General features: G+C 66.2%; 15 protein-coding genes. 8 read left to right on the forward strand and 7 right to left on the reverse strand.

Features of this window, described 5'->3' with window-relative positions; genetic code table 11:
- The first annotated feature begins 13 nt into the window (after window positions 1–13).
- Window positions 14–355, forward strand: a complete 342-nt coding sequence (locus DMX06_RS07560; protein WP_028691178.1) for a zinc ribbon domain-containing protein YjdM — start codon at window positions 14–16, stop codon at window positions 353–355.
- A gap of 151 nt (window positions 356–506) precedes the next feature.
- Window positions 507–752: a PA4570 family protein gene (locus tag DMX06_RS07565; RefSeq protein WP_028691179.1), complete on the forward strand. Its 246-nt coding sequence runs from the start codon at window positions 507–509 to the stop codon at window positions 750–752.
- 79 nt (window positions 753–831) lie between these two features.
- Here the strand turns inward: DMX06_RS07565 and DMX06_RS07570 are convergent, their stop codons facing one another.
- The 5 genes from DMX06_RS07570 to DMX06_RS07590 form a co-directional block, all read right to left on the reverse strand.
- Window positions 832–1,449 (reverse strand): FKBP-type peptidyl-prolyl cis-trans isomerase, encoded by a 618-nt coding sequence (locus tag DMX06_RS07570; protein WP_062364710.1) that lies wholly within the window; start codon window positions 1,447–1,449, stop codon window positions 832–834.
- A gap of 85 nt (window positions 1,450–1,534) precedes the next feature.
- Complete coding sequence (locus DMX06_RS07575) at window positions 1,535–1,840, reverse strand: DUF6482 family protein (RefSeq protein WP_110735933.1); 306 nt, start codon at window positions 1,838–1,840, stop codon at window positions 1,535–1,537.
- Window positions 1,841–2,006: 166 nt separating this feature from the next.
- Complete coding sequence (locus DMX06_RS07580) at window positions 2,007–2,495, reverse strand: TIGR00645 family protein (protein ID WP_023631146.1); 489 nt, start codon at window positions 2,493–2,495, stop codon at window positions 2,007–2,009.
- Window positions 2,496–2,760: 265 nt separating this feature from the next.
- Window positions 2,761–3,099, reverse strand: a complete 339-nt coding sequence (locus DMX06_RS07585) for a PA4575 family protein (RefSeq protein WP_023631147.1) — start codon at window positions 3,097–3,099, stop codon at window positions 2,761–2,763.
- Between the two features lie 163 nt (window positions 3,100–3,262).
- Window positions 3,263–5,701, reverse strand: a complete 2,439-nt coding sequence (locus tag DMX06_RS07590) for a Lon protease family protein (RefSeq protein WP_110735934.1) — start codon at window positions 5,699–5,701, stop codon at window positions 3,263–3,265.
- Window positions 5,702–5,955: 254 nt separating this feature from the next.
- Between DMX06_RS07590 and DMX06_RS07595 the strand changes: the two genes are divergently transcribed.
- The 4 genes from DMX06_RS07595 to DMX06_RS07610 all read left to right on the forward strand — a co-directional run bounded on the left by DMX06_RS07595 (window position 5,956) and on the right by DMX06_RS07610 (window position 9,416).
- Window positions 5,956–6,444, forward strand: a complete 489-nt coding sequence (locus tag DMX06_RS07595) for a DUF3015 domain-containing protein (RefSeq protein WP_023630569.1) — start codon at window positions 5,956–5,958, stop codon at window positions 6,442–6,444.
- 78 nt (window positions 6,445–6,522) lie between these two features.
- Window positions 6,523–8,376 (forward strand): Lnb N-terminal periplasmic domain-containing protein, encoded by a 1,854-nt coding sequence (locus DMX06_RS07600; protein ID WP_110735935.1) that lies wholly within the window; start codon window positions 6,523–6,525, stop codon window positions 8,374–8,376.
- Between the two features lie 116 nt (window positions 8,377–8,492).
- Window positions 8,493–8,849: a hypothetical protein gene (locus tag DMX06_RS07605; RefSeq protein ID WP_110735936.1), complete on the forward strand. Its 357-nt coding sequence runs from the start codon at window positions 8,493–8,495 to the stop codon at window positions 8,847–8,849.
- A gap of 69 nt (window positions 8,850–8,918) precedes the next feature.
- Entirely contained in the window at window positions 8,919–9,416 is a 498-nt protein-coding gene (locus DMX06_RS07610) for a GreA/GreB family elongation factor (RefSeq protein WP_110735937.1), read from the forward strand.
- Window positions 9,417–9,456: 40 nt separating this feature from the next.
- Here the strand turns inward: DMX06_RS07610 and pbpC are convergent, their stop codons facing one another.
- Window positions 9,457–11,805 carry a peptidoglycan glycosyltransferase PbpC gene (pbpC, locus tag DMX06_RS07615; protein WP_110735951.1) on the reverse strand — a complete coding sequence of 783 codons (2,349 nt, stop codon included), beginning with the start codon at window positions 11,803–11,805 and terminating at the stop codon, window positions 9,457–9,459.
- Between the two features lie 68 nt (window positions 11,806–11,873).
- Here pbpC and DMX06_RS07620 point away from each other — a divergent pair, with 68 nt between their 5' ends.
- A complete protein-coding gene (locus DMX06_RS07620) occupies window positions 11,874–12,167 on the forward strand; it encodes a hypothetical protein (protein ID WP_110735938.1) in 294 nt (97 codons plus the stop codon).
- 149 nt (window positions 12,168–12,316) lie between these two features.
- On the opposite strand, the gene DMX06_RS07625 is transcribed toward DMX06_RS07620, so the two are convergent.
- Window positions 12,317–17,221, reverse strand: coding sequence for an alpha-2-macroglobulin family protein (locus tag DMX06_RS07625; protein ID WP_110735939.1), 4,905 nt, complete (start codon window positions 17,219–17,221; stop codon window positions 12,317–12,319).
- Window positions 17,222–17,453: 232 nt separating this feature from the next.
- Between DMX06_RS07625 and DMX06_RS07630 the strand changes: the two genes are divergently transcribed.
- On the forward strand, window positions 17,454–18,747 hold a 1,294-nt coding region (locus tag DMX06_RS07630; protein WP_110735940.1), incomplete at its 3' end, for an MATE family efflux transporter.

The raw sequence follows: 18,747 nt of genomic DNA on the forward strand, positions 1-18,747 counted from the left end.
GAAAGGAAAAGCCGTGAGCACTCTGCCACCCTGCCCCCAATGCAACTCCGAATACACCTATGAGGATGGCACCCAACTGATCTGCCCCGAATGCGCCCACGAGTGGTCGGCCAGCGGCGAAGCCGAAGCCGCCAGCGACGATGTGGTGAAGAAGGATTCGGTGGGCAATGTCCTGCAGGATGGCGACACCGTCACCGTGATCAAGGACCTCAAGGTCAAGGGTTCGTCCCTGGTGGTCAAGGTCGGCACCAAGGTCAAGAACATCCGCCTGTGCGACGGCGACCATGACATCGACTGCAAGATCGACGGCATCGGCGCGATGAAGCTCAAGTCCGAGTTCGTGCGCAAGGTCTGATCTCCTGCCCCTCGGGGCTGCCCAGCGGGCGGCCCTGACAGATCCTGCAACAGGATCGCCTGCACCATTCGGAAGATTTCTTCCAATAGTCCCTTGCTATTTTGATAATAAGAATTATTCTCATTGGAAACGCTATCCAAGGAGAATAGCCATGACCTATCTGATCGACGCCTGGCTCGACCGCCCCCACCCCTACCTGCGCATCCTGCATCGCGAGACTGGCGAAGTGTGCGCCGTGCTCGAGGAAGACGCGCTCGACGAACTGCGTGACCAGGGTGACCTGGACCTCACGGGGCTGAATTCGAGTGAACCCGGGGTGCTCAAGGAGCTGGTGAGGAATCTGTTTCTGTTCTGCTATGCGCGGGCATTGCGCCCGGGGGGAACGGATTGGAACTGAAAAAGATCGCGGGGCAAGCGCGCTCCCACGCAATATTTGTGGGAGCGGGCTTGCCCCGCGATTGTGTAAGGCGCAGGTCTTACAGAACGTCGAGCAGCTCGACGTCGAACACCAGGGTGCTGTGCGGCGGGATGCTACCAACGCCCTGGGCGCCGTAGGCCAGCTCGCTCGGCACGTACAGGCGCCATTTGCTGCCGGCGTTCATCAGCTGCAGGGCCTCGGTCCAGCCGGCGATCACGCCACCGACCGGGAATTCGGCCGGCTGGCCGCGATCGTAGGAGCTGTCGAACACGGTGCCGTCGATCAGGGTGCCGTGGTAGTGGGTGCGCACGTTGTCTTCGCGGGACGGCTTGGCGCCCTCGCCTGCGGTCAGCACTTCGTACTGCAGGCCCGAGGCCAGGGTCACGATGCCTTCACGCTTGGCGTTTTCAGCCAGGAATTCCTTGCCGGCGGCAGCGGCGGCTTCGGCCTTGGCTGCGGCTTCGGCCTGCATCACTTCGCGGATGACCTTGAAGGCGGCCGACAGGTCTTCTTCGCTGACGCGGCTGTCAGCGCCGTTGAAGGCGTCGGTCAGGCCGGCAACGATGGCGTTCAGGTTGACGCCTGGTGGCGGGTTGTCACGCAGCTGGCCGCCCAGCTGGCGGCCGATGCCGTAGCTGACGCGGGATTCGTCGGTAGACAGGTTGAGTTCGGACATTGGCTTGCTCCGCTTGAGGGCGCACTGCATCCGCGCCCTGATGAAAAGGGCGAGCAGCCTAGCACACTGGTGCCGCGCGAAGCAGCTACCAGGCCGAACGCTGGGAAATCGGGACCTTGAGGTCTTCTTCCGGATGCAGCCCCATGCCGCACATCTCGTCCTGCACGGACCAGTGCACCAGGTTCAGTGACAGCAGGGGAATCGATTGCAGGAGCAGGCGGGCGTCCTCGACCGAGTGCACGCGCAGGCGCTGGCCGCGGGAGTCGTCCAGGGGATGGGCACGGCCCTTGACCCGGGCCTCGAGCAGGTAGTCACCACCTTCGATGGCGATCAGGTTGAGTTCGTCGACATGGCCAGCCCTGGCCTCGGTATTGAGCTGATGCAGGTTCATGGGCGTACCTCGCTGCGGGAACCACGCATGAGTGCTCATTTTTTGTACGGCAACGCCGAAAGCACAAGCCGCCGTCGGTCAGAAAGACCGCGGGGCAAGCCCGCCCCCACGCAACCTTCAAGGCCTGCGTGGGAGCGGGCTTGCCCCGCGATAGCGCACAAACGAATCAGTGCTTGGTAATACGATCCAGGTAACCCATGACGAACGCCGAGATGACGAAGGTCATGTGAATGATCACGTACCACATCAGGTAGTCGGTGGAGATGTTCTGGGCATCCATGAACACCCGCAGCAGGTGGATCGAGGAGATGGCGACGATGGACGCGGCGACTTTCATCTTCAGCGACGAGGAGTCCATCTTGCCCAGCCAGTTGAGCTTTTCCTTGCTCTCGTCGATATCCAGCTGCGAGACGAAGTTCTCGTAGCCGGAGATCATCACCATGACCAGCAGACCACCGACCAGCGACATGTCGATCAGCGACAGGATCACCAGGATCAGGTCGGCCTCGGCGAGGGTGAAGACGTTGGGCAGGACATGGATGATTTCCTGGAAGAACTTCAGGGCCAGTGCCAGCAGGCCAAGCGAGAGGCCGAAGTAGATCGGGGCGAGCAGCCAGCGTGAGGCATACATCGCGTTTTCGAGGATACGTTCCATGGACAGTAGGGGACTCGTGAAGTGACTGGAAAAGCGAGCGCGAGTATAGCCAGCCACCTGTGACAGCAAAAGCCTGCGGCTGGTTTGTAGGAGCGGCCTTGTGCCGCGAAAGGGGCGCGCAGCGGCCCCAGATTCCGAGCCACCATCGAAATTGCAGGGGGCTGCTACGCAGCCCTTTCGCGACGCAAGGCCGCTCCCACAGGGGACAATTCCCAACGCGACAATGCAGCCCGAAGGGCTGGGCGATCTTCTACAGGGAAGACGCTCAGGTTTCCGGGTGGAACTGATAATCCCCGAGATTGCGGCAACGCTCACCGTTGATCCGGCGCAACTGCGCCTGCAGGTGCAGGCACCAGATCTGCGGATCTTCCGCGACCTGATAACCGTGAAGTGTGAGGCTGTCGACGATGGCGTTCATCACCGATTCGGCCACCATCGGCCCATGGAACGGGCCCTGGGCCTTGATCGCCGAGGGTTGTTCGCCGGCCATGCCGGCGGCGAACAGCAAGGTCCACATGCCGTTGTCCCCGGCCAGCGGACGGATGCTGCATTCGATGCGGGTCACCAGGCCCAGGCACTGGCGGGTGAGGCTGAGGTTGCGCATGGCGGCGTCCCCTCTGTAAAGCCCTGTTCAGCCTGAAACCCTCAGGCTGTTTCCATCCTGAACCCTGATAACGTCCTTAAGTTCCACTTTAGCCGAGCTGAGGAAAAAGTTGGAAAACCGGCGCTGAACGGTAGCACATGGCCGCCAGCGCCGGTTTATTGACTTATGCAGGCTTGGCCTGGGCGATGACCTCCTCCAGGCGCTCCTTCTCGGCCTCCTTGATCTCTTCCTCGCTGATCATCTCGGCGATCACTCGCAGGCGCTCGACCACCCGGGCGTTGACGCTGCCCTCGGCGAATTCGCCCTTGTCATCGACCGCGCCAGCTTCCTCGCCGACCAGCAGGCTCAGGGCCTCGTCGGCCTGGCTGACGGCGTAGACGTGGAAGCGCCCGGCCTCGACCGCCTGCACCACCCGCTCGTCGAGCATCAGCGTGGCAACGTTGGCCCGCGGGATGATCACGCCCTGTTCGCCGGTCAGGCCACGGGCCTCGCAGAGGCGGAAGAAGCCTTCGATCTTCTCGTTGACCCCGCCGACCGCCTGCACCTCGCCGAACTGGTTGATCGAGCCGGTGATGGCGAAGCACTGCTTGAGCGGCGTGCGCGACAGCGCCGAGATCAATGTGCAGGCCTCGCCCAGCGAGGCACTGTCGCCATCGACGTAGCCGTAGGACTGCTCCAGGGCAATGCTCGCCGATATCGCCAGGGGGAACTCCTGGGCGTAGCGGCTGCCCAGGTAGCCGGTGAGGATCATCACCCCCTTGGAATGGATCGGCTGCCCGAGGTTGACCTCGCGCTCGATGTCGACGATGCCGCTGCCGCCCGGGTAGACGGTGGCGGAAATCCGCGCCGGCATGCCGAACGCCGAATCACCGACCTCGAGCACGGTCAGGCCGTTGCACTTGCCGATCGCCGCGCCTTCGGTGTCGATCAGGATGATCCCGGCGAGCATGTCGTCGAGCACCCGCTGCGACACCCGCCCGGTACGCTGGGCCTTGGCCTTGAGCGCACGCTCGATATGGCCGGCGTCGGTCATGGCCTCGTTGGCCAGCTGGCGAATGAAGTCTGCCTCGCTGACCAGCTGGAACAGGTCGCCGATCCGCGCCGACAGCCGCGACTGGTTCTCGGCCAGGCGCGCGCTGTAGGTGGCCAGGCGCGCCACCGCATCGCTGGTCAAAGGCGCCATGCCCTCTTCGTTGGTGCGGGTGCGCAACAGCTGGGCGAACTGCTCCAGGTTCTCGTCGACCATGGGCATGTCTTCGTCGAAATCCACCAGCACCCGGAACATCTCCTGGAAGTCCGAGTCGTGGTCCTGCAACGCGTAGTACAGCTGGCGCGAGCCGATGATCACCAGCTTGACGCTGAGCGGGATCATCTGCGGTGTCAGGCTGACGGTGGCGACACGGCCCAGTTCGCCCAGCGGCGACTCCATCTTCAGCTTGCGCGATTGCAGGGCGCGCTTGAGGGCGTCCCACACGAACGGCTCGCCAAGCATCTTCTCCGCTTCCAGGATCAGGAAGCCGCCGTTGGCGCGGTGCAGCGCACCTGCGCGCAGCTGGCGGTAGGAGGTGTACAGCGCGCCCTGGTCGGTGCTGTATTCGATGCGGCCGAACAGGTTGTCGTAGGTCGGGTGCGGCTCGAACACCACCGGCGCACCGCCCTTGCCGGGATGCCCAACCACCAGGTTGGGCGCGTACTGCTCCTCGAGCATCTTGCGCGCCACGGCGTCGGTCTTGCTGTCGTCGACCAACTGCTCGACCACGGTGCGCAGCAGGTTCAACTGCACCGATTGCAGGTAGGCGCACACTGCGGCGTTTTCCGCGTACTTCTCCGACAGCGGCGCCAGCAGCGGCTGCAGGGCGAGGGTGATGGTCTCTTCGTTGAGCTGGCGCAACTGGTTGTTCGATTCGCGCTTCCACTGCGGCAGGCTGGAAAGCTCCTCGTTCAGGCGTTCCTCCAGCTCGGCGATGTCCTCGTGGAAGCGCTCGCGCAACGCCTCCGGCAGTTGGGCGAATTCAGCCTCGTCCAACGCCTTGCCATCGGCCATGGGGGTGAAGGCGACATTGCTGCTGTCGCGGTACAGGGCCACGTCCTTCTCCAGCGAGGCCCGTTCGATCACATCCAGCGCCCGGTCGTAACGCTGGTTGAAGGCACGGTCGATGGCGCTCTTCTTCTGCTGGTACGACGGGTGTTCGAACACTGCCGGGAAGGTCGCCAGCAGGTTGTCGATCAGCCCGTTCATGTCGTTGATGAACTCATGGGCGCTGCCGGACGGCAGCTCGAGGGCACGGGGCTCGCGGGAGTCCTCGAAGTTGTTGACGTACAGCCAGTCGGCCGGGGTGTGCTGGCGCTTGCCTTCGGCCTTGAGGTAACGCTTGACGAAGGAGAAGCGGCCTGTGCCGGGCTCGCCCATCACATATACGTTGTAACCCGGGCGCGGCATGGCCACGCCGAACTGCAGGGCCTCGACGGCACGTTCCTGGCCCAGGACGCCACGAAACGGCTCCAGGTCGTCGGTATTGGAGAAAGCGAACTGTTCAGCGGAGAAACGCCGGGTCAGGGCTTCGGGCGCGAGACGCAGGCGCGAGGCGACAGTATCGGGCATTGGGTTTCCTTACTTCGGCGGGGCGGATGAAAGGCATTCTGGCGCTGCCGGCGCGCAGCGGCAAGGCTCCGTGGGACTTTATGTCACAGCCCAACCTGGGCGATCGCGCAAGCAATTTTTCGCAATAAACAACGCAACCTTTGGATCGTGCCTAAACTCCAAGCTGCGCAGGGGGATGGAAATCCTCCCGCCCTGGCAACCGCGTTGCCAGAACCCTGACCATTGGTACGTCACTTGAGAAAGAGAACAACGCTATGAAACGGATTCTTCTGGGTACTCTGTTCGCCGCTGTCTCGATCAACGCCATGGCCGAAGCGCCGGGCGGCCCGAACTGCGGCTGGGGCAACCTGCTGTTCGAGGGCCAGCGCGGCACACCGGCCCACTTCCTGGCCTCCACCACCAACGGCACGTCCGGCAACGCAACCTTCGGCATGACCTCGGGCACCAACGGCTGCTCGACCAAGGCCGCGCTCACCTATGGCGGCAAATCCTGGTTTGCCATGAACGGCATGATGAACGAGCTCTCCGAAGACATGGCCCAGGGCCAGGGCGAAGCCCTGACTACCTACGCCGTGGTCCTCGGCGTGGCACCTGAAGACCGCGCGCACTTCGCCGCCGTCACTCACGAGCACTTCCAGCAGATCTTCAGCAGCGCCGACGTGACTGCCGAGACTGTCCACTCCAACACCCTGGCCGTGCTCAAGAGCGACCCGCAACTGGCCAAGTACGCCACCGAGGCTTGAGTTCCACGCCTCCCGCCCCGGTTGCGGGGCGGGTTTGGCGCTTCACCTTCCGGCATCATCAGGATGTAGTTGCCCGACATGCTCAAACGCCTCGTTTCCCTGGCGCTGATCGTCAGCGCACCGATTCATGCCGCACCCCAGCTCGACCCGGCCCGCGTTCAGCAGTTGGCGGCCACGCCCTACTGGATCGCCCTCGGGCACTACGAGACCGCCAAGCTCGGCGGCTGGCGCAGCTATGTGGACGATCGACGCTTCTTCCTCGCCGAGGATGGCGCCCACCATCCCGACCAGGAGCTGCAGGCCACGGTTGCAGCCCTGTACGCCCCGGCCAGCCTGGGCGATCAGCATGCCCAGTGCGTGTTCCCAGCACGCACCCGCTGGCTGCGCGAGCAACTGGACCTCACCGGCCTGCCGAGCCCGGACTGCCAGGAATTCAAGACCTGGTACACATCCATCGACCCGCACAGCGCGACGCTGATCTTCCCGGCGGCCTACCTCAACAGCCCGTCGTCGATGTTCGGCCACACGCTGCTGCGCATCGACCAGTCCAACACCCGCCGCGACGACACCACGCTGCTGAGTTACGCGATCAACTTCGGCGCCTACATCGAAGGCAGCGACAACAGCATCCTCTACGCCTGGAAGGGCCTGATGGGTGGCTATCCCGGCCTGTTCGCGATGATGCCCTACCAGGAGAAGCTCTCCGAGTACCGCAGCCTGGAAAACCGCGACCTCTGGGAATACCAGCTCGACCTGACGCCACAAGAAACCGGACGCATGGTCGAGCACGTGTGGGAGCTCAAGCAGATCAAGTTCGACTATTTCTTCTTCGACGAGAACTGCTCCTACCGCCTGCTGGAGCTGCTGCAGGTGGCGCGCCCGAGCCTTGACCTGACCTCGCAGTTCCCGCTGACCGCCATTCCCACCGACACGGTCAAGGCGGTCAAGCAATCAGGGCTGGTCTCGGACGTGCGCTACCGCCCCTCGCGTGAACGCGAGCTGCTTGCCCGCGCCGAGCCGCTGGACCATGAGGAAAAACAGCAGGTATTGGCCATCAGCGCCAACACCGCCCAGTTGCAGAGCCCTGACTTCACCGCCCTGCCCCGCGAGCGCCAGGCCTTGGTGCAAGATGCCGCCTACCGCCTGGAGCGCTACCGGGCCAACGGCCAGGAACGCGACCCGGCCCAGGCCGCGCGCAGTTTCGAGCTGCTCAGAGCGATCAACCGCAACCCGCCACCACCGCTGGCGATCGAACGCCCGGGCCTGCCCGAGGACGGCCATCAGTCGCGCACCTGGCAACTGGGGGTCGGCAGCCGCGAGGACCGTGCCTATGCCGAGTACGGCCTGCGCATGGCCTATCACGACCTCAACGACAACCTGTACGGCTTCCCCCTGGGCGCGCAGATCGAGATCCTCCAGCTCAAGCTGCGCCAGTACGAGGGTAACGACTGGCAGGTGCAGCGCCTGGACCTGGCCACCATCCGCTCGCTGACCCCGCGCAATGAGTTGCTCAAGCCCTGGTCGTGGCAGGTCGCCGGCGGCCTGGAGCGGGTGCCGGGCAAGCACGACGACGAGGTACTGGTCAGCCATGTCAACGGCGGCGCCGGTGGCACCTGGCAACTGGGTGACGACCTGCTGGGCTTTGCCCTGGGCACGGTGCGGGTCGAGCACCACAACGACTTCGCCGAATTCATCTCGCCGGCGGCCGGGTTCAATGGCGGGCTGCTGTGGCGCAATCCGCTGGGCAACCTGACGCTGGAGGCCAAGGGCGATTACTTCACCAATGGCGAGGTGCGACGCAGTATCAGCCTGAACCAGCAGTGGGAGATCAGCCGCGACCTGGGGCTGCGCTTGAGCGCCTCACGTCAGTTCAGCCATCTGGCCACGGCGCAGAACGAGGTGATGCTGGAACTGAAGTGGTACCAGTACTGAAACCGTGGGGCTGCTGTGCAGCCCCAGCGCCAGAGCAATCCTTCGACAGCGTTTTGACATCGCACCGACAATTCCCCACCTAGACTTCGCGCTATCACTCCGAGGGTCTGTTGGTCATGTCGCGGTACTGGATGGGCTTGTGCGTCGTATTGCTGCTGGCCGGGTGCGAGACCACCCATGAACAGATGGTCAATCAAGGCTACCCCCCCGCCTATGCCGACGGCTTCCAGGACGGCTGCAGCAGCGGTCGCCAGGCCGCCGGGCTGATGGCCGGCGACTTTCGCAAGGATGTCCCGCGCTACCTGCGTGATCGCCAGTACGAAAGCGGCTGGGACGACGGCTTTCGCCAGTGCCAGGCGATGCAATCCAGCGAGGACCTGCGCGAGTACCGCGAACGCTACTGGGACGAGCGCGACCGCGACTGGCAACAGGAAAAGGATCAGGGCGCTGGTCGCGCCTATCGCCGCAAATAACGTCGCAATCGGACAATCATTGAAACCTGCGACCTGCCACCATGGTCTCCAGCACAAAGGAGGCCACCCATGAGCCGAGCATTCGTCAATGAAGACCAGGCCGCCGCACAGGCCAGCCAGCCGGTGGAGCGACGGGTCAGCGATCAACCCAACTACGTCACTGCCACCGGCCTTGCCCAGTTGCAGCAGCGGCTGGTCATGCTCAATGCCCTGCGCAGCGAGCTGCAGGCCCAGGGCGAGCGCGCCGACCGGCAGCAGCTGGCCGATACCGAGCGTGACCTGCGCTACTTCAGCGTCCGCGTGCAGAGTGCGCAGGTGGTGCCGACCGCCACGTCCACGGAAAAAGTGCAGATCGGCAGCCGAGTGCGGTTCGTCGATGAGGACAACCAGGAGCATCAGGTGCAACTGGTGGGCGAGGACCAGGCCGATGCGGTACGCGGGCTGGTCAACTGGGGCTCGCCGCTGGGACGGGCGCTGCTGGGCGCCGGACCTGGGGATGAGGTACTGTGGCGCAGGCCGGCGGGGGATCAGATGATCGAGGTGGTGGCCATTCTAGGTGAGGCCTGAGATCATCGATTGGCGTTGTAGCCCTTTCGCCCCAACAGATTCATTCGCTGACCTGAAACGCCACCCGCGCCGTCTCGCCACTCTCATCCAACGCACTCAACTCGATGCTGCCCGTCTGTTCGAAACGCACCGGCAGGCTGTCCTGCCCCTGGGTCTCGCCCAGCGGCTGGCCATTGAGGAACCACCAGCGCCGCCCCGCGCCGCCCAGGGCCGACACCCGCAGTTGCAAAGGCTCGTGACTGGTGGCTGGGCGGCGCAGGTTGTCGCCGGCGCGCACGCCGACAATCGACAGCGGCGGTGCACTGGCCACCAGCTGTGGCGGGCAGGCCGGGTCCACGCCAGGCAACCGCGCCGCACGGCGCTCGACCCGGGGCAGCCAGGGTTCCAGCGGGGCCGGCCACAGGGCGACATCGTGGGCCTTGGCCCTGGGGCAAGCGGCATCGACGCGCAGCCCCTGGTCGTTGAGCCACACCGTCTGGCGCAAACCCAGCCCCAGCGGCTGGTCTGCCGCCAGCAAGGTCGGCGGGGTGGTGCCGTCGAGGGTCCAGGCGAAACGCTGGCGGCGGCAGTTGGGGTCCTGGCGGTTCATCGGCTGGCCCAGGGGCCAACAGATCGCCGCCACCCCCACCGACGCCGGAACCGGCTCGACCGGCACCTCGATACCGCGCTGGCTGTCACGATTGCTCAGCAGGTCGTGCACCTGCAGCATCAGCGGCGCCGCGGAGGCCAGGCCGAACTGGCCCGGCACCGGGGTGCCGTCGGGGCGGCCGATCCATACGCCGATCAGGTAGCGCGGGCCCACGCCCACCGACCAGGCATCGCGAAAGCCGTAGCTGGTGCCGGTCTTCCACGCCAGTTGCGGGCGCTGCACCAGTTCGGCATGGGGGTCGCGGTCCGGCCGGGCCAGGCCGCTGAGGATACGCCGGGTGACCCAGGCCGAACCCGGTGACAGCAGGCGGCGCTCCACTAGCGGGTCCTGGGGTTGCAGGCGAATCTTCGCGCTGTTGCCGCCACGGCCGAACGCGGCATAGCCACCCACCAGGTCCTCCAGCCGGCTGCCCGCGCCACCAAGAATCAACGACAGGTTCGGCTCGGCCAGCGGCGGCAGCACCATCGGCATGCCGCCCATGCGCATCTGCGCGGCGAAACGTTTCGGGCCGTAGGCCTCTAGCAGTTGCACCGCCGGCAGGTTGAGCGACAGCGCCAGCGCCGAGCTGGCCGACACCGGGCCGCTGAAGCCCATGGAGAAGTTGCCGGGGCGGTAATCGCCATAGCGCCGGGGAACATCCTGCAGCAGCGATTCGGAATGGATCAGGCCATCGTCCATGGCCATGGCATAGAGGAATGGCTTGAGGGTCGAGCCGGGCGAACGCAGGGCGTGGATCATGTCCACATGGCCGAAGCGGCGCTCGTCGCTCAGGTCGATGGAGCCGAGATAGGCGCGTACCGCCATGCTCTGGGTCTCCACCACCAGCAGCGCCGCCGAGGTGCGCTCGGGCAGGCGCGCACGCCAGCCCATCAGCAGGTCTTCGAGGCGGCGCTGCAGGGCGGCGTCGAGGGTGGTGCGGATCAGCGGCGGGCTGTCCGGCGTGTTCAGCCGCCGGGCGAGCAAGGGCGCCAGCGCCGGTTCCTGGCGTGGCGCCAGCAACAGCGGCTCTTCGCGGGCCTCGTCAATGCGCTGGGCCGGCCATACCTGGTACTCGGCCAGGCGCTGCAGCACCTTGTCCCGGGCGCGCTGTGCACGCTCGGGATGACGGTCCGGGCGCAGGCGACTCGGCGCTTGGGGCAGCACGGCAAGCAGCGCGGCCTCGGCCGGGGTCAGGTGCTTGGGCGACTTGCCCAGGTAGGCCCAGCTGGCCGCGGCCACGCCCTGCAAGGTGCCGCCGAACGGCGCCCGGTTGAGGTACAACTGGAGGATCTCGGCCTTGGACAGGTGCCACTCCAGCTGCGCCGTGCGCCACAGCTGGCGCAGCTTGCCGGCCAAGGTACGGTCGTGCGGATCGAGCAGGCGCGCCACCTGCATCGACAGGGTACTGCCGCCGGACACCACCCGCCCGCCGCGCAGGTTGAGCCAGGCCGCCCGGGCCAGGGCCATGGGGTTGACCCCCGGGTGGTGGTAGAACCAGCGGTCCTCGTAGGCCAGCAAGGCTTCAAGGTACAGCGGCGAGACCTCGTCCGGGCCGACCGGGTAGCGCCACACGCCGTCGGCATCGGCGAAGCGCCATAGCGGCGTACCGTCCTCGGCCAGCACTACCCGCGCCAGGTCGTCGCCCGGCATGGGCAAGGGCCAGATGCGGTCGGCCAGCCACAGCAGGGCCATGGTCGCCAGCAGGGTGATGGCGACACGCCACAGCAGCTTGAGCAGACGCGGGCGCGCTAAGCTTGGCATCGGGAACCGACCGGGCCAGGTGATGGCCAAAGGCTGGGAATCGCCGATTCGTTGATCAGGAAGCGACTATGCATGTAGAAGGTTTTTTCGAGTGGCTGGGCCAGGTACTGGGTTCGGTGATCCGTTTCATCGTCGACGGCCTGAGCGGGTTGTTCAACCTGCTGGCCAACGCCGGCGGCAATTTCATCGACGGCCTGGCACGCACGTTGGGCATGGACACCTCGCTGGTCAGCATCCTGGCACTGATCGTCGGCCTGATGCTGCTGTACTCGGCGGTGCGCGCGTTCATGCGGGCGTCGATCATCCTCGGGATCATCTGGGCGTTGCTGGGGTTGTGGGTGTTGAGTTGGGTGGTGCACTGAAAGCCCTGCATCGCCCGGTGTAGGAGCGGCCTTGTGTCGCGAAAGGGCCGCAAAGCTGCCCCCCGATCTCGGCGTCAATGCGAGAATCGCCGGGGCTGCTACGCAGCCCTTTCGCGACACAAGGCCGCTCCTACAGGGGGCGCGTGAACTCAGCGGGCGCGTACCACCATTTCGCCCTGGCTGTCGCCGATTGCCTGCAGGTTCGGCCGGTACATCGACTCCACCTGCGGCGGCGGGATGCGGTAGCTGCCTGGGGTCACCGCACGGGCCAGGTACAGCAGGTGGGTGGTGCCGTAGCTGTCGAGCTTGAGCGCGGCCACGTAGCGATCGTCACGGTACTCCTGGTGCACCACACTGGCGTTCTGCATCGACTCGCGCCACTGCTTCACCGCGCTGCTGGCGTTGTCCAGGCTGGCGGCGCTCTGCGCCAGGTTCTGGTTTTCCAGTTCCAGGCCCGCCGGCAGCAGGTCGACCACCAGGGCGTCCGGCACCTGTTCCTGGGCCTTGAGCGCCAGGTGTACCAACACCAGGTCGCCGCTGCGCAGGTTGCGTACATCCAGCGCCTGGCCGTTCATGCCCAGGTACTCGCGGCGAATCTCCATGCCGTTGCCGCTGGCGGCCGGGGCCTGGCGCGGGTAGCCGGACAGGGTCAGCTGCTGGTACAGGGTGTCGCCGCTTTGGTTCTGAAGGGTCAGCGGCGAGGCCAAGAGCGGGCCTTCAAGCTTCATGCCCGAATCGTTGTTGTCGAATTCACGCACTTCGCCGGCGCTGTCCAGGCGGGCTTTCCAACTGCCTTCCGGCTTGCCCAGCAAACCACGGCCGGCAAGGAACAACGCGTTGCGCTCCTGGGTGGACAGCCAGCGGTTGGCGGCCAGCTCGTCGGACAGGCCGAACAGGCGCTGGTCGACCTGGTTGCCGGCGAGGTTGTTCTCCTGCAGCAGGGCGAGGATCAGCGCCTGGTCACGCAGGGCGCTGCCGTAGTCGGCCATCCAGCCTTTGCTGCGGGTCACGGCCAGACCTGCCTGCAATGCCTGTTGCGAGCGCTGCTTGTCGCCCATCTTGTCCAGCGCCACTGCCAGTTGCACCAGCGGCAGGCCTGAGCGGGCGTCGGTGCGACGTTCGAACAGACTGCGCAGGGCCCCCAGCGGCGCCTGTTGGCTGCGCGCCAGTACCAGGCCGGCGTAGGCCTGCACGGCGAAGCGGGTGTGGTCGGCGTTCTGGCTGTAGTCGACTTCGATCAGGTTGCGCTCCTGCACATAACGCAGCAGGCGCTCGCTAGCCTTCTTCAGCACTTCGGCCGGTACGCCGTAGCCTTGCTCGCGGGCGCGCAGCAGGAAGTCGGTGACGTAGGCGGTCAGCCAGTATTCTTCCTCACTGTCCGAGCTCCACAGGCCGAAGCTGCCGTTGTAGCGCTGCATGCCCAGCAGGTGCTCGATGCCCATCTCGATCTTGCGCTTGCGCACATCGGCCGGTTCGCCCTTGATGCCCAGGCGCTTGAGGCTGTCGGCATCGGCGTACAGCGACGGGTACAGGCCACTGGTGGTCTGCTCCAGGCAGCCGTAGGGGTAGGCTTCCAGGGCGCGGATCTGCTCGGCCAGGTTCAGCGGTGGGCGGCTCGAGAGCGCCAGGCTCGCTTCCAGGCCCGCTGGCTCGAACTCGGCCAGGTCGCTGTCCGGCAGGCTCCAGGGCTGGTCCTTGAGGGCCACGCGGTAGTGCTTGAGCATCGCCGGATAAGCCGGCCGCACACCGAGGGTCCACTCGCGCTCGAAGGCAGTGGCCGGCTCGCCCGGCAGTTGCAGGCCATTGACCTGCACACGCACCTTGCCCTGGCCCAGGCCACCCTCGGCCTGCACCGGGATCATCAGGGTGGTGCGCTGGCCTTCGGCCAGGGTGAAGTTCTGCTGGGCACCGCCGACCAGGCTCAGCTGGCCTTCGGCAGCCAGTTGCACGGTCAGTTGCTGGGCACGGCCGGACAGGTTGGCCAGGTCCAGCGCCAGCCGGGTGCGGTCACCGCCGGCCAGGAAACGCGGCGCGGACAGCTCGGCGATCAGCGGCGCGGCGACCACGGTCTTGCCTTCGGCCATGCCGAAGTGTTCCTCGGTCCAGGCCTGGGCCATCAGGCGCAGTTCACCGTTGAAGTCAGGGATATCGACGGTGGCCTGGCCTTCGCCTTTCTCGTCGAGTGTCACCGGCAGGCTCTGCTGGGCAACGATGGTCACTGTGGTGTTCGGGCGCTTGCCGCCCTTGGCCATGGCGGCGTCACCACCGAAGGCGAGGCTGGCCAGGCGGCCCTGGCCGGCCTCGATCAGTTGGCCGTAGATGTCCAACTGGTCGGCGCCATAGGCCTTGCGGCCGAACAGGCTGGCGAACGGGTCGGGGGTCTTGAAATCGGTGATGTTGAGGATGCCCACGTCCACCGCGGACAGCAGCACATGCACCTGCTTCGGCACGCTGCCGTCGGCATTGACCGCCTTGAACTTCACGGTCAGCGGTTGCTTGGGTCGCATTTTCTCCGGCGCCTGCAGCGACACGGCCAGCTTGCGCTCGGCGCGATCCAGCGGCAGGTGCAGCACGCCCACGGCGCGCTTCGGCGTGGCATTGGCCTTGCGCTCGCCCGGGCGGATCACCAGGGCGCTGATGTACAGGTCGTGGCGCGCCCACTTCTTGTCCAGCTCGACATCGAAGGTCTTGCCCTCGGCGGGTACGTCGATTTCCTGCCACCACAGCGGGCCGTCGGCGGACTCGATCATCAGGTAGCCGCTGCCGGCGGCCGGCGGGGTGACGGTGACCTTGGCGGTGCCGCCTTCCTTGAAGGCTGGCTTGTCCAGGGCGATCTTGACCTGGTCGGGGCGCACGGCGCCGCCCTCGGCGTTGTCCTGGGCACGGTAGCCGGCCCAGAAGCGCGCGCTGGAAACCAGGCCGGTCTGCGGGTCTTCCACCTCGACGCGGTACGGGCCCCACTCCACCTGGAAGTTCAGCTTGGCGGTGGAGCCGGCCTTTACGCTGAGGGTTTCTTCAGCCTGGGTGAGGAATTTTTCGTTGTAGTTGTAGCTCCAGCCGTCGCTCTGCGAGTAGTTCCAGTAGTAGTCGCGGCGCTCGCGGATCAGGCGCACCTTAAGGTTGTCGGCAGCCAGTTTCTTGCCGTCGCGGTCGGCCACCAGGAACTCGAACTCCACCGGGCCGTCGCCGTCGGTCTCTTCGCCATCGAACAGGCCGCGCAGGCCCGGCAGGCGGTCGGCGGGCCAGATCGGCTGTTCGAGGCGCCGGGTGATCGGCCGGCCGCCGGACTCCTGCAGGCTGGCCTGCACGGTCAGTTGCAGCGGCGAACGGGCCTCGGCCCAGCGGCTTTCGATGTCGATGCGGGCCTTGCCGTTCTGGTCGAGGGTAACTTCGTCCAGCTCCAGGTCCTGGTACAGGTCGGTCTCGGTGACCGCGCCGAACTGATAGCCCGGCAGCGCCTTCACCGCTTCGCGCAGCGGGCGCACGTAGGCCTGGCCGCTGAGGCGGTTGCCGGCGGCTGGCGCGCCGTAGAGGTAACGGCCATTGACCTGGATGGTGGCGGTCTCATCCGGCGCCAGCGGCGCGCTGCTGCCCTTGAGCTCCAGCGCCAGGCGCTCGGGGAGGAAGTCCTCGACGAGGAATTCGTAGACCTGCTTGCGGCCACCACCCAGGTCCAGGAGCAGTTGCCAGCGGCCGGTCGGGGCCTCGGTGGCCAGTTGCAGCTGGTACTGGAACAGCCCGTTCTTGTCAGCCTCCCAGACGAACTTGCGGCTGACCTGTTCGTCCGGTCGACGCACTTCCACGTTTACCGGCTGGGCCTTGACCGGCTTGCCGTCCTGATCTCGCAGCAGGCCGTTGAGCAGCACGGTTTCGCCCGGGCGGTAGAGGTCGCGCGGGCCGAAGATGAAGAACTGCAGCGGATTGGCCTGGGGGCCGGTGATGTCGAACTCGGCCAGGTCCAGGGCGGCGGTGTTCAACCGCAGCAGGGTGGTGTGCACACCCTGGGTGGCGATCAGGGTGTCGGCCTTGGCGGTGATCGGCAACTGGGCATGGCCGTCGCCGTCGGTCTTGGCCTGGGCCAACAGCTTGCCCTTGTCGTCATGCAGCTCGAGAGTGACATCCTTGAGCGCCTTGCCACCTTCCAGGGCCTGGCTGAATACGTCCAGGCGGTCGCGGTAGCGGTGCGCGGATACGCCGATGTCGCTCAGGGTAAAGAGGGTCGCCGGCTGCGAATAGTCATAGGTGCCCGAGGCGCGCATCACCGCCAGGTACACGCCCGGCTCCTGCAGCGGCTTGATCCCGGCGATCGGCAGCAGCACGGTCTCGCGGGTGTTGCGGGCGGGGTTGAGGTCGAAGCGGCCGCTGTAGACCAGCTCGGCCATCTCCAGGGTTTCCTTGGACTGGTAGTAATACAGGCTTGAGTTGCGGCCCCAGTTGACCAGGAAGCTGGAGAGCATGTCCGGCTTGATGCGGAAGAACTCGACATCGACCTTGTCGACGTTCAGCGCGATCACCGGCAGGCCTTCGGCCAGGCGCGTGGGCAGCAGCGAACCGCGGCTGGCGAAGCCCACGGTGGGCTGCATGTCGCGGGTCTCGAAGCGGCTGACCGATTCGGCCTCAAGCTGATTGCCATTGACCGAGAGCAGGCCCTTGTCGATGGTCAGGACCATCTTGCGCTGCGGCTCCAGGTGGCGCAGGCGCAGCTCCATCTGGTTGTCGGAGAGTTCCCAGGCACCGTCGACCTTGCCCTTGACGGTGTCGACCAGGTGCAGCTTGGCGGCGAAGTCCTGGTTGGCATCCAGCGGCGCGGAGACGCTGACCGACAGGGTGCTGGCGCCATCGAGCTGGACTTCCGTGACGTCCAGCACGGTCAGCTCGCGACCGGCGTAGCGCTTGGCGAGCAGCGCCGGGTCTTCGCGCTTGGCCGCCTTGGTTTCGGCGGGCGTGACGGCGGTGGCGGCATCGGCGGGTGCCGATGGCTTGTCCTGTGTGGAGGAATCACAGGCACTGAGCAGGGCCAGCGCGCAGGCCAGCAACAATCCTTTGTTGAGCATTTGAGAGAGAACTCTTCGGCAGCGTGTACGTGAGGGGGGCAACTATAGCGCAACGGTGCACGGCTTACCTGCCGATGCGCGGCAAGTGAGACCCTGTTCGCGCCGATTGGTTGCCTGGCGGGTACAATCCGTTCGGCCATCGCGGGGCAAGCCCGCGCCCACGAGATGAAGTGCACTTGCGTGGGAGCGGGCTTGCCCCGCGATGGCCCTATTGCATCCCGCTGGAGCCCGCATGTCTTCACTGTCCACCGCCTGGCGCGACCGCCCCACCCACCACAAGGTCTGGGCCCTGGCCGCGCCGATGATCCTGTCCAACATCTCGGTGCCGCTGGTGGCGCTGGTCGACAGCACGGTGATCGGCCACCTGCCCCACGCCCACCAATTGGGCGCGGTGGCGGTGGGCGCCACGCTGTTTACCTTCATGGTCGGCCTGATGGGTTTCCTGCGCATGGGCTCCACCGGCTTCGCCGCCCAGGCCGCCGGCCGCGGCGACGGCGCCGCGCTGCGCCAGGTGCTGGTGCAGGGGCTGCTGCTGGCGCTGGGTTTCGCCCTGCTGATCGGACTGCTCGCCCTGCCCTTCAGCCAGCTGGCACTGCACGCGATGCAGCCCAGCGAGGCGCTGCATGCCTCCACCGAGGCGTTCTTCCACACCCGCCTGCTCGGCCTGCCGGCGGCGCTGGCCAGCTACGCCCTGGTCGGCTGGTTCCTCGGCACGCAGAACGCCCGGGCACCGCTGGCGATCCTGCTGACCACCAACCTGCTGAACATCGCCCTGAACCTGTGGTTCGTGCTCGGCCTGGACTGGGGCGTGGTCGGCTCGGCACGGGCCTCGGTGATCGCCGAGTGGAGCACCGCCCTGCTCGGCCTGGCCCTCACCCGCCCGGCGCTGCGCGCCTACCCCGGGCATATCGCCTGGGCCGCGTTGAAGCGCTGGCAGGCCTGGCGGCCCTTGCTGGCGGTGAACCGCGATATCTTCCTGCGCAGCCTGGCGCTGCAGCTGGTGTTCCTGCTGCTGACCGTGCAGGGCGCGCGCCTCGGCGAGGCGACGGTGGCGGCCAATGCGCTGCTGCTCAACGGGCTGATGCTCACCGCCTATGCCCTCGATGGCCTGGCCCACGCGGTCGAGGCGCTGTGCGGCCACGCCATCGGCGCCCGTGATCGCGGAGCCCTGAAGCGGGCGCTGGTGGTGGCCTGCGGCTGGTCGTTGATCGTCAGCCTGGGGTTCGCCGTGCTGTTCCTGCTGGGCGGCCACCTGCTCATCGACCTGCAGACCGATATCGCCAGCGTGCGCGAGGCGGCGTATCCGTACCTGCCGTATCTGGCGGTGCTGCCGTTGGTGGCGGTGTGGAGTTATCTGCTCGATGGGCTGTTCATCGGTGCCACCCGGGCACGGGAGATGCGCAATGCGATGCTGGTGTCGGTGGTGATCGCGCTGCCTGTGGCGTTGGCCATGCGCGGGTTCGGCAATCATGGGTTGTGGCTGGCGTTTCTGGGGTTCATGGCGTTGCGGGCGGGGACGCTGGGGT

The sequence above is a fragment of the Pseudomonas mosselii genome (assembly GCF_003205295.1).
Lineage (GTDB): Bacteria > Pseudomonadota > Gammaproteobacteria > Pseudomonadales > Pseudomonadaceae > Aquipseudomonas > Aquipseudomonas mosselii_B.

Bases quoted from the DNA above. Each gene is read 5' to 3' on its own strand.
- DMX06_RS07570 (WP_062364710.1), bottom strand. From the start codon at position 1,449: ATGTCCGAACTCAACCTGTCTACCGACGAATCCCGCGTCAGCTACGGC.
- DMX06_RS07600 (WP_110735935.1), top strand. From the start codon at position 6,523: ATGCTCAAACGCCTCGTTTCCCTGGCGCTGATCGTCAGCGCACCGATT.
- DMX06_RS07565 (WP_028691179.1), top strand. From the start codon at position 507: ATGACCTATCTGATCGACGCCTGGCTCGACCGCCCCCACCCCTACCTG.
- pbpC (WP_110735951.1), bottom strand. From the start codon at position 11,805: ATGCCAAGCTTAGCGCGCCCGCGTCTGCTCAAGCTGCTGTGGCGTGTC.
- DMX06_RS07580 (WP_023631146.1), bottom strand. From the start codon at position 2,495: ATGGAACGTATCCTCGAAAACGCGATGTATGCCTCACGCTGGCTGCTC.
- DMX06_RS07590 (WP_110735934.1), bottom strand. From the start codon at position 5,701: ATGCCCGATACTGTCGCCTCGCGCCTGCGTCTCGCGCCCGAAGCCCTG.
- DMX06_RS07605 (WP_110735936.1), top strand. From the start codon at position 8,493: ATGTCGCGGTACTGGATGGGCTTGTGCGTCGTATTGCTGCTGGCCGGG.
- DMX06_RS07595 (WP_023630569.1), top strand. From the start codon at position 5,956: ATGAAACGGATTCTTCTGGGTACTCTGTTCGCCGCTGTCTCGATCAAC.
- DMX06_RS07620 (WP_110735938.1), top strand. From the start codon at position 11,874: ATGCATGTAGAAGGTTTTTTCGAGTGGCTGGGCCAGGTACTGGGTTCG.
- DMX06_RS07610 (WP_110735937.1), top strand. From the start codon at position 8,919: ATGAGCCGAGCATTCGTCAATGAAGACCAGGCCGCCGCACAGGCCAGC.
- DMX06_RS07575 (WP_110735933.1), bottom strand. From the start codon at position 1,840: ATGAACCTGCATCAGCTCAATACCGAGGCCAGGGCTGGCCATGTCGAC.
- DMX06_RS07625 (WP_110735939.1), bottom strand. From the start codon at position 17,221: ATGCTCAACAAAGGATTGTTGCTGGCCTGCGCGCTGGCCCTGCTCAGT.
- DMX06_RS07585 (WP_023631147.1), bottom strand. From the start codon at position 3,099: ATGCGCAACCTCAGCCTCACCCGCCAGTGCCTGGGCCTGGTGACCCGC.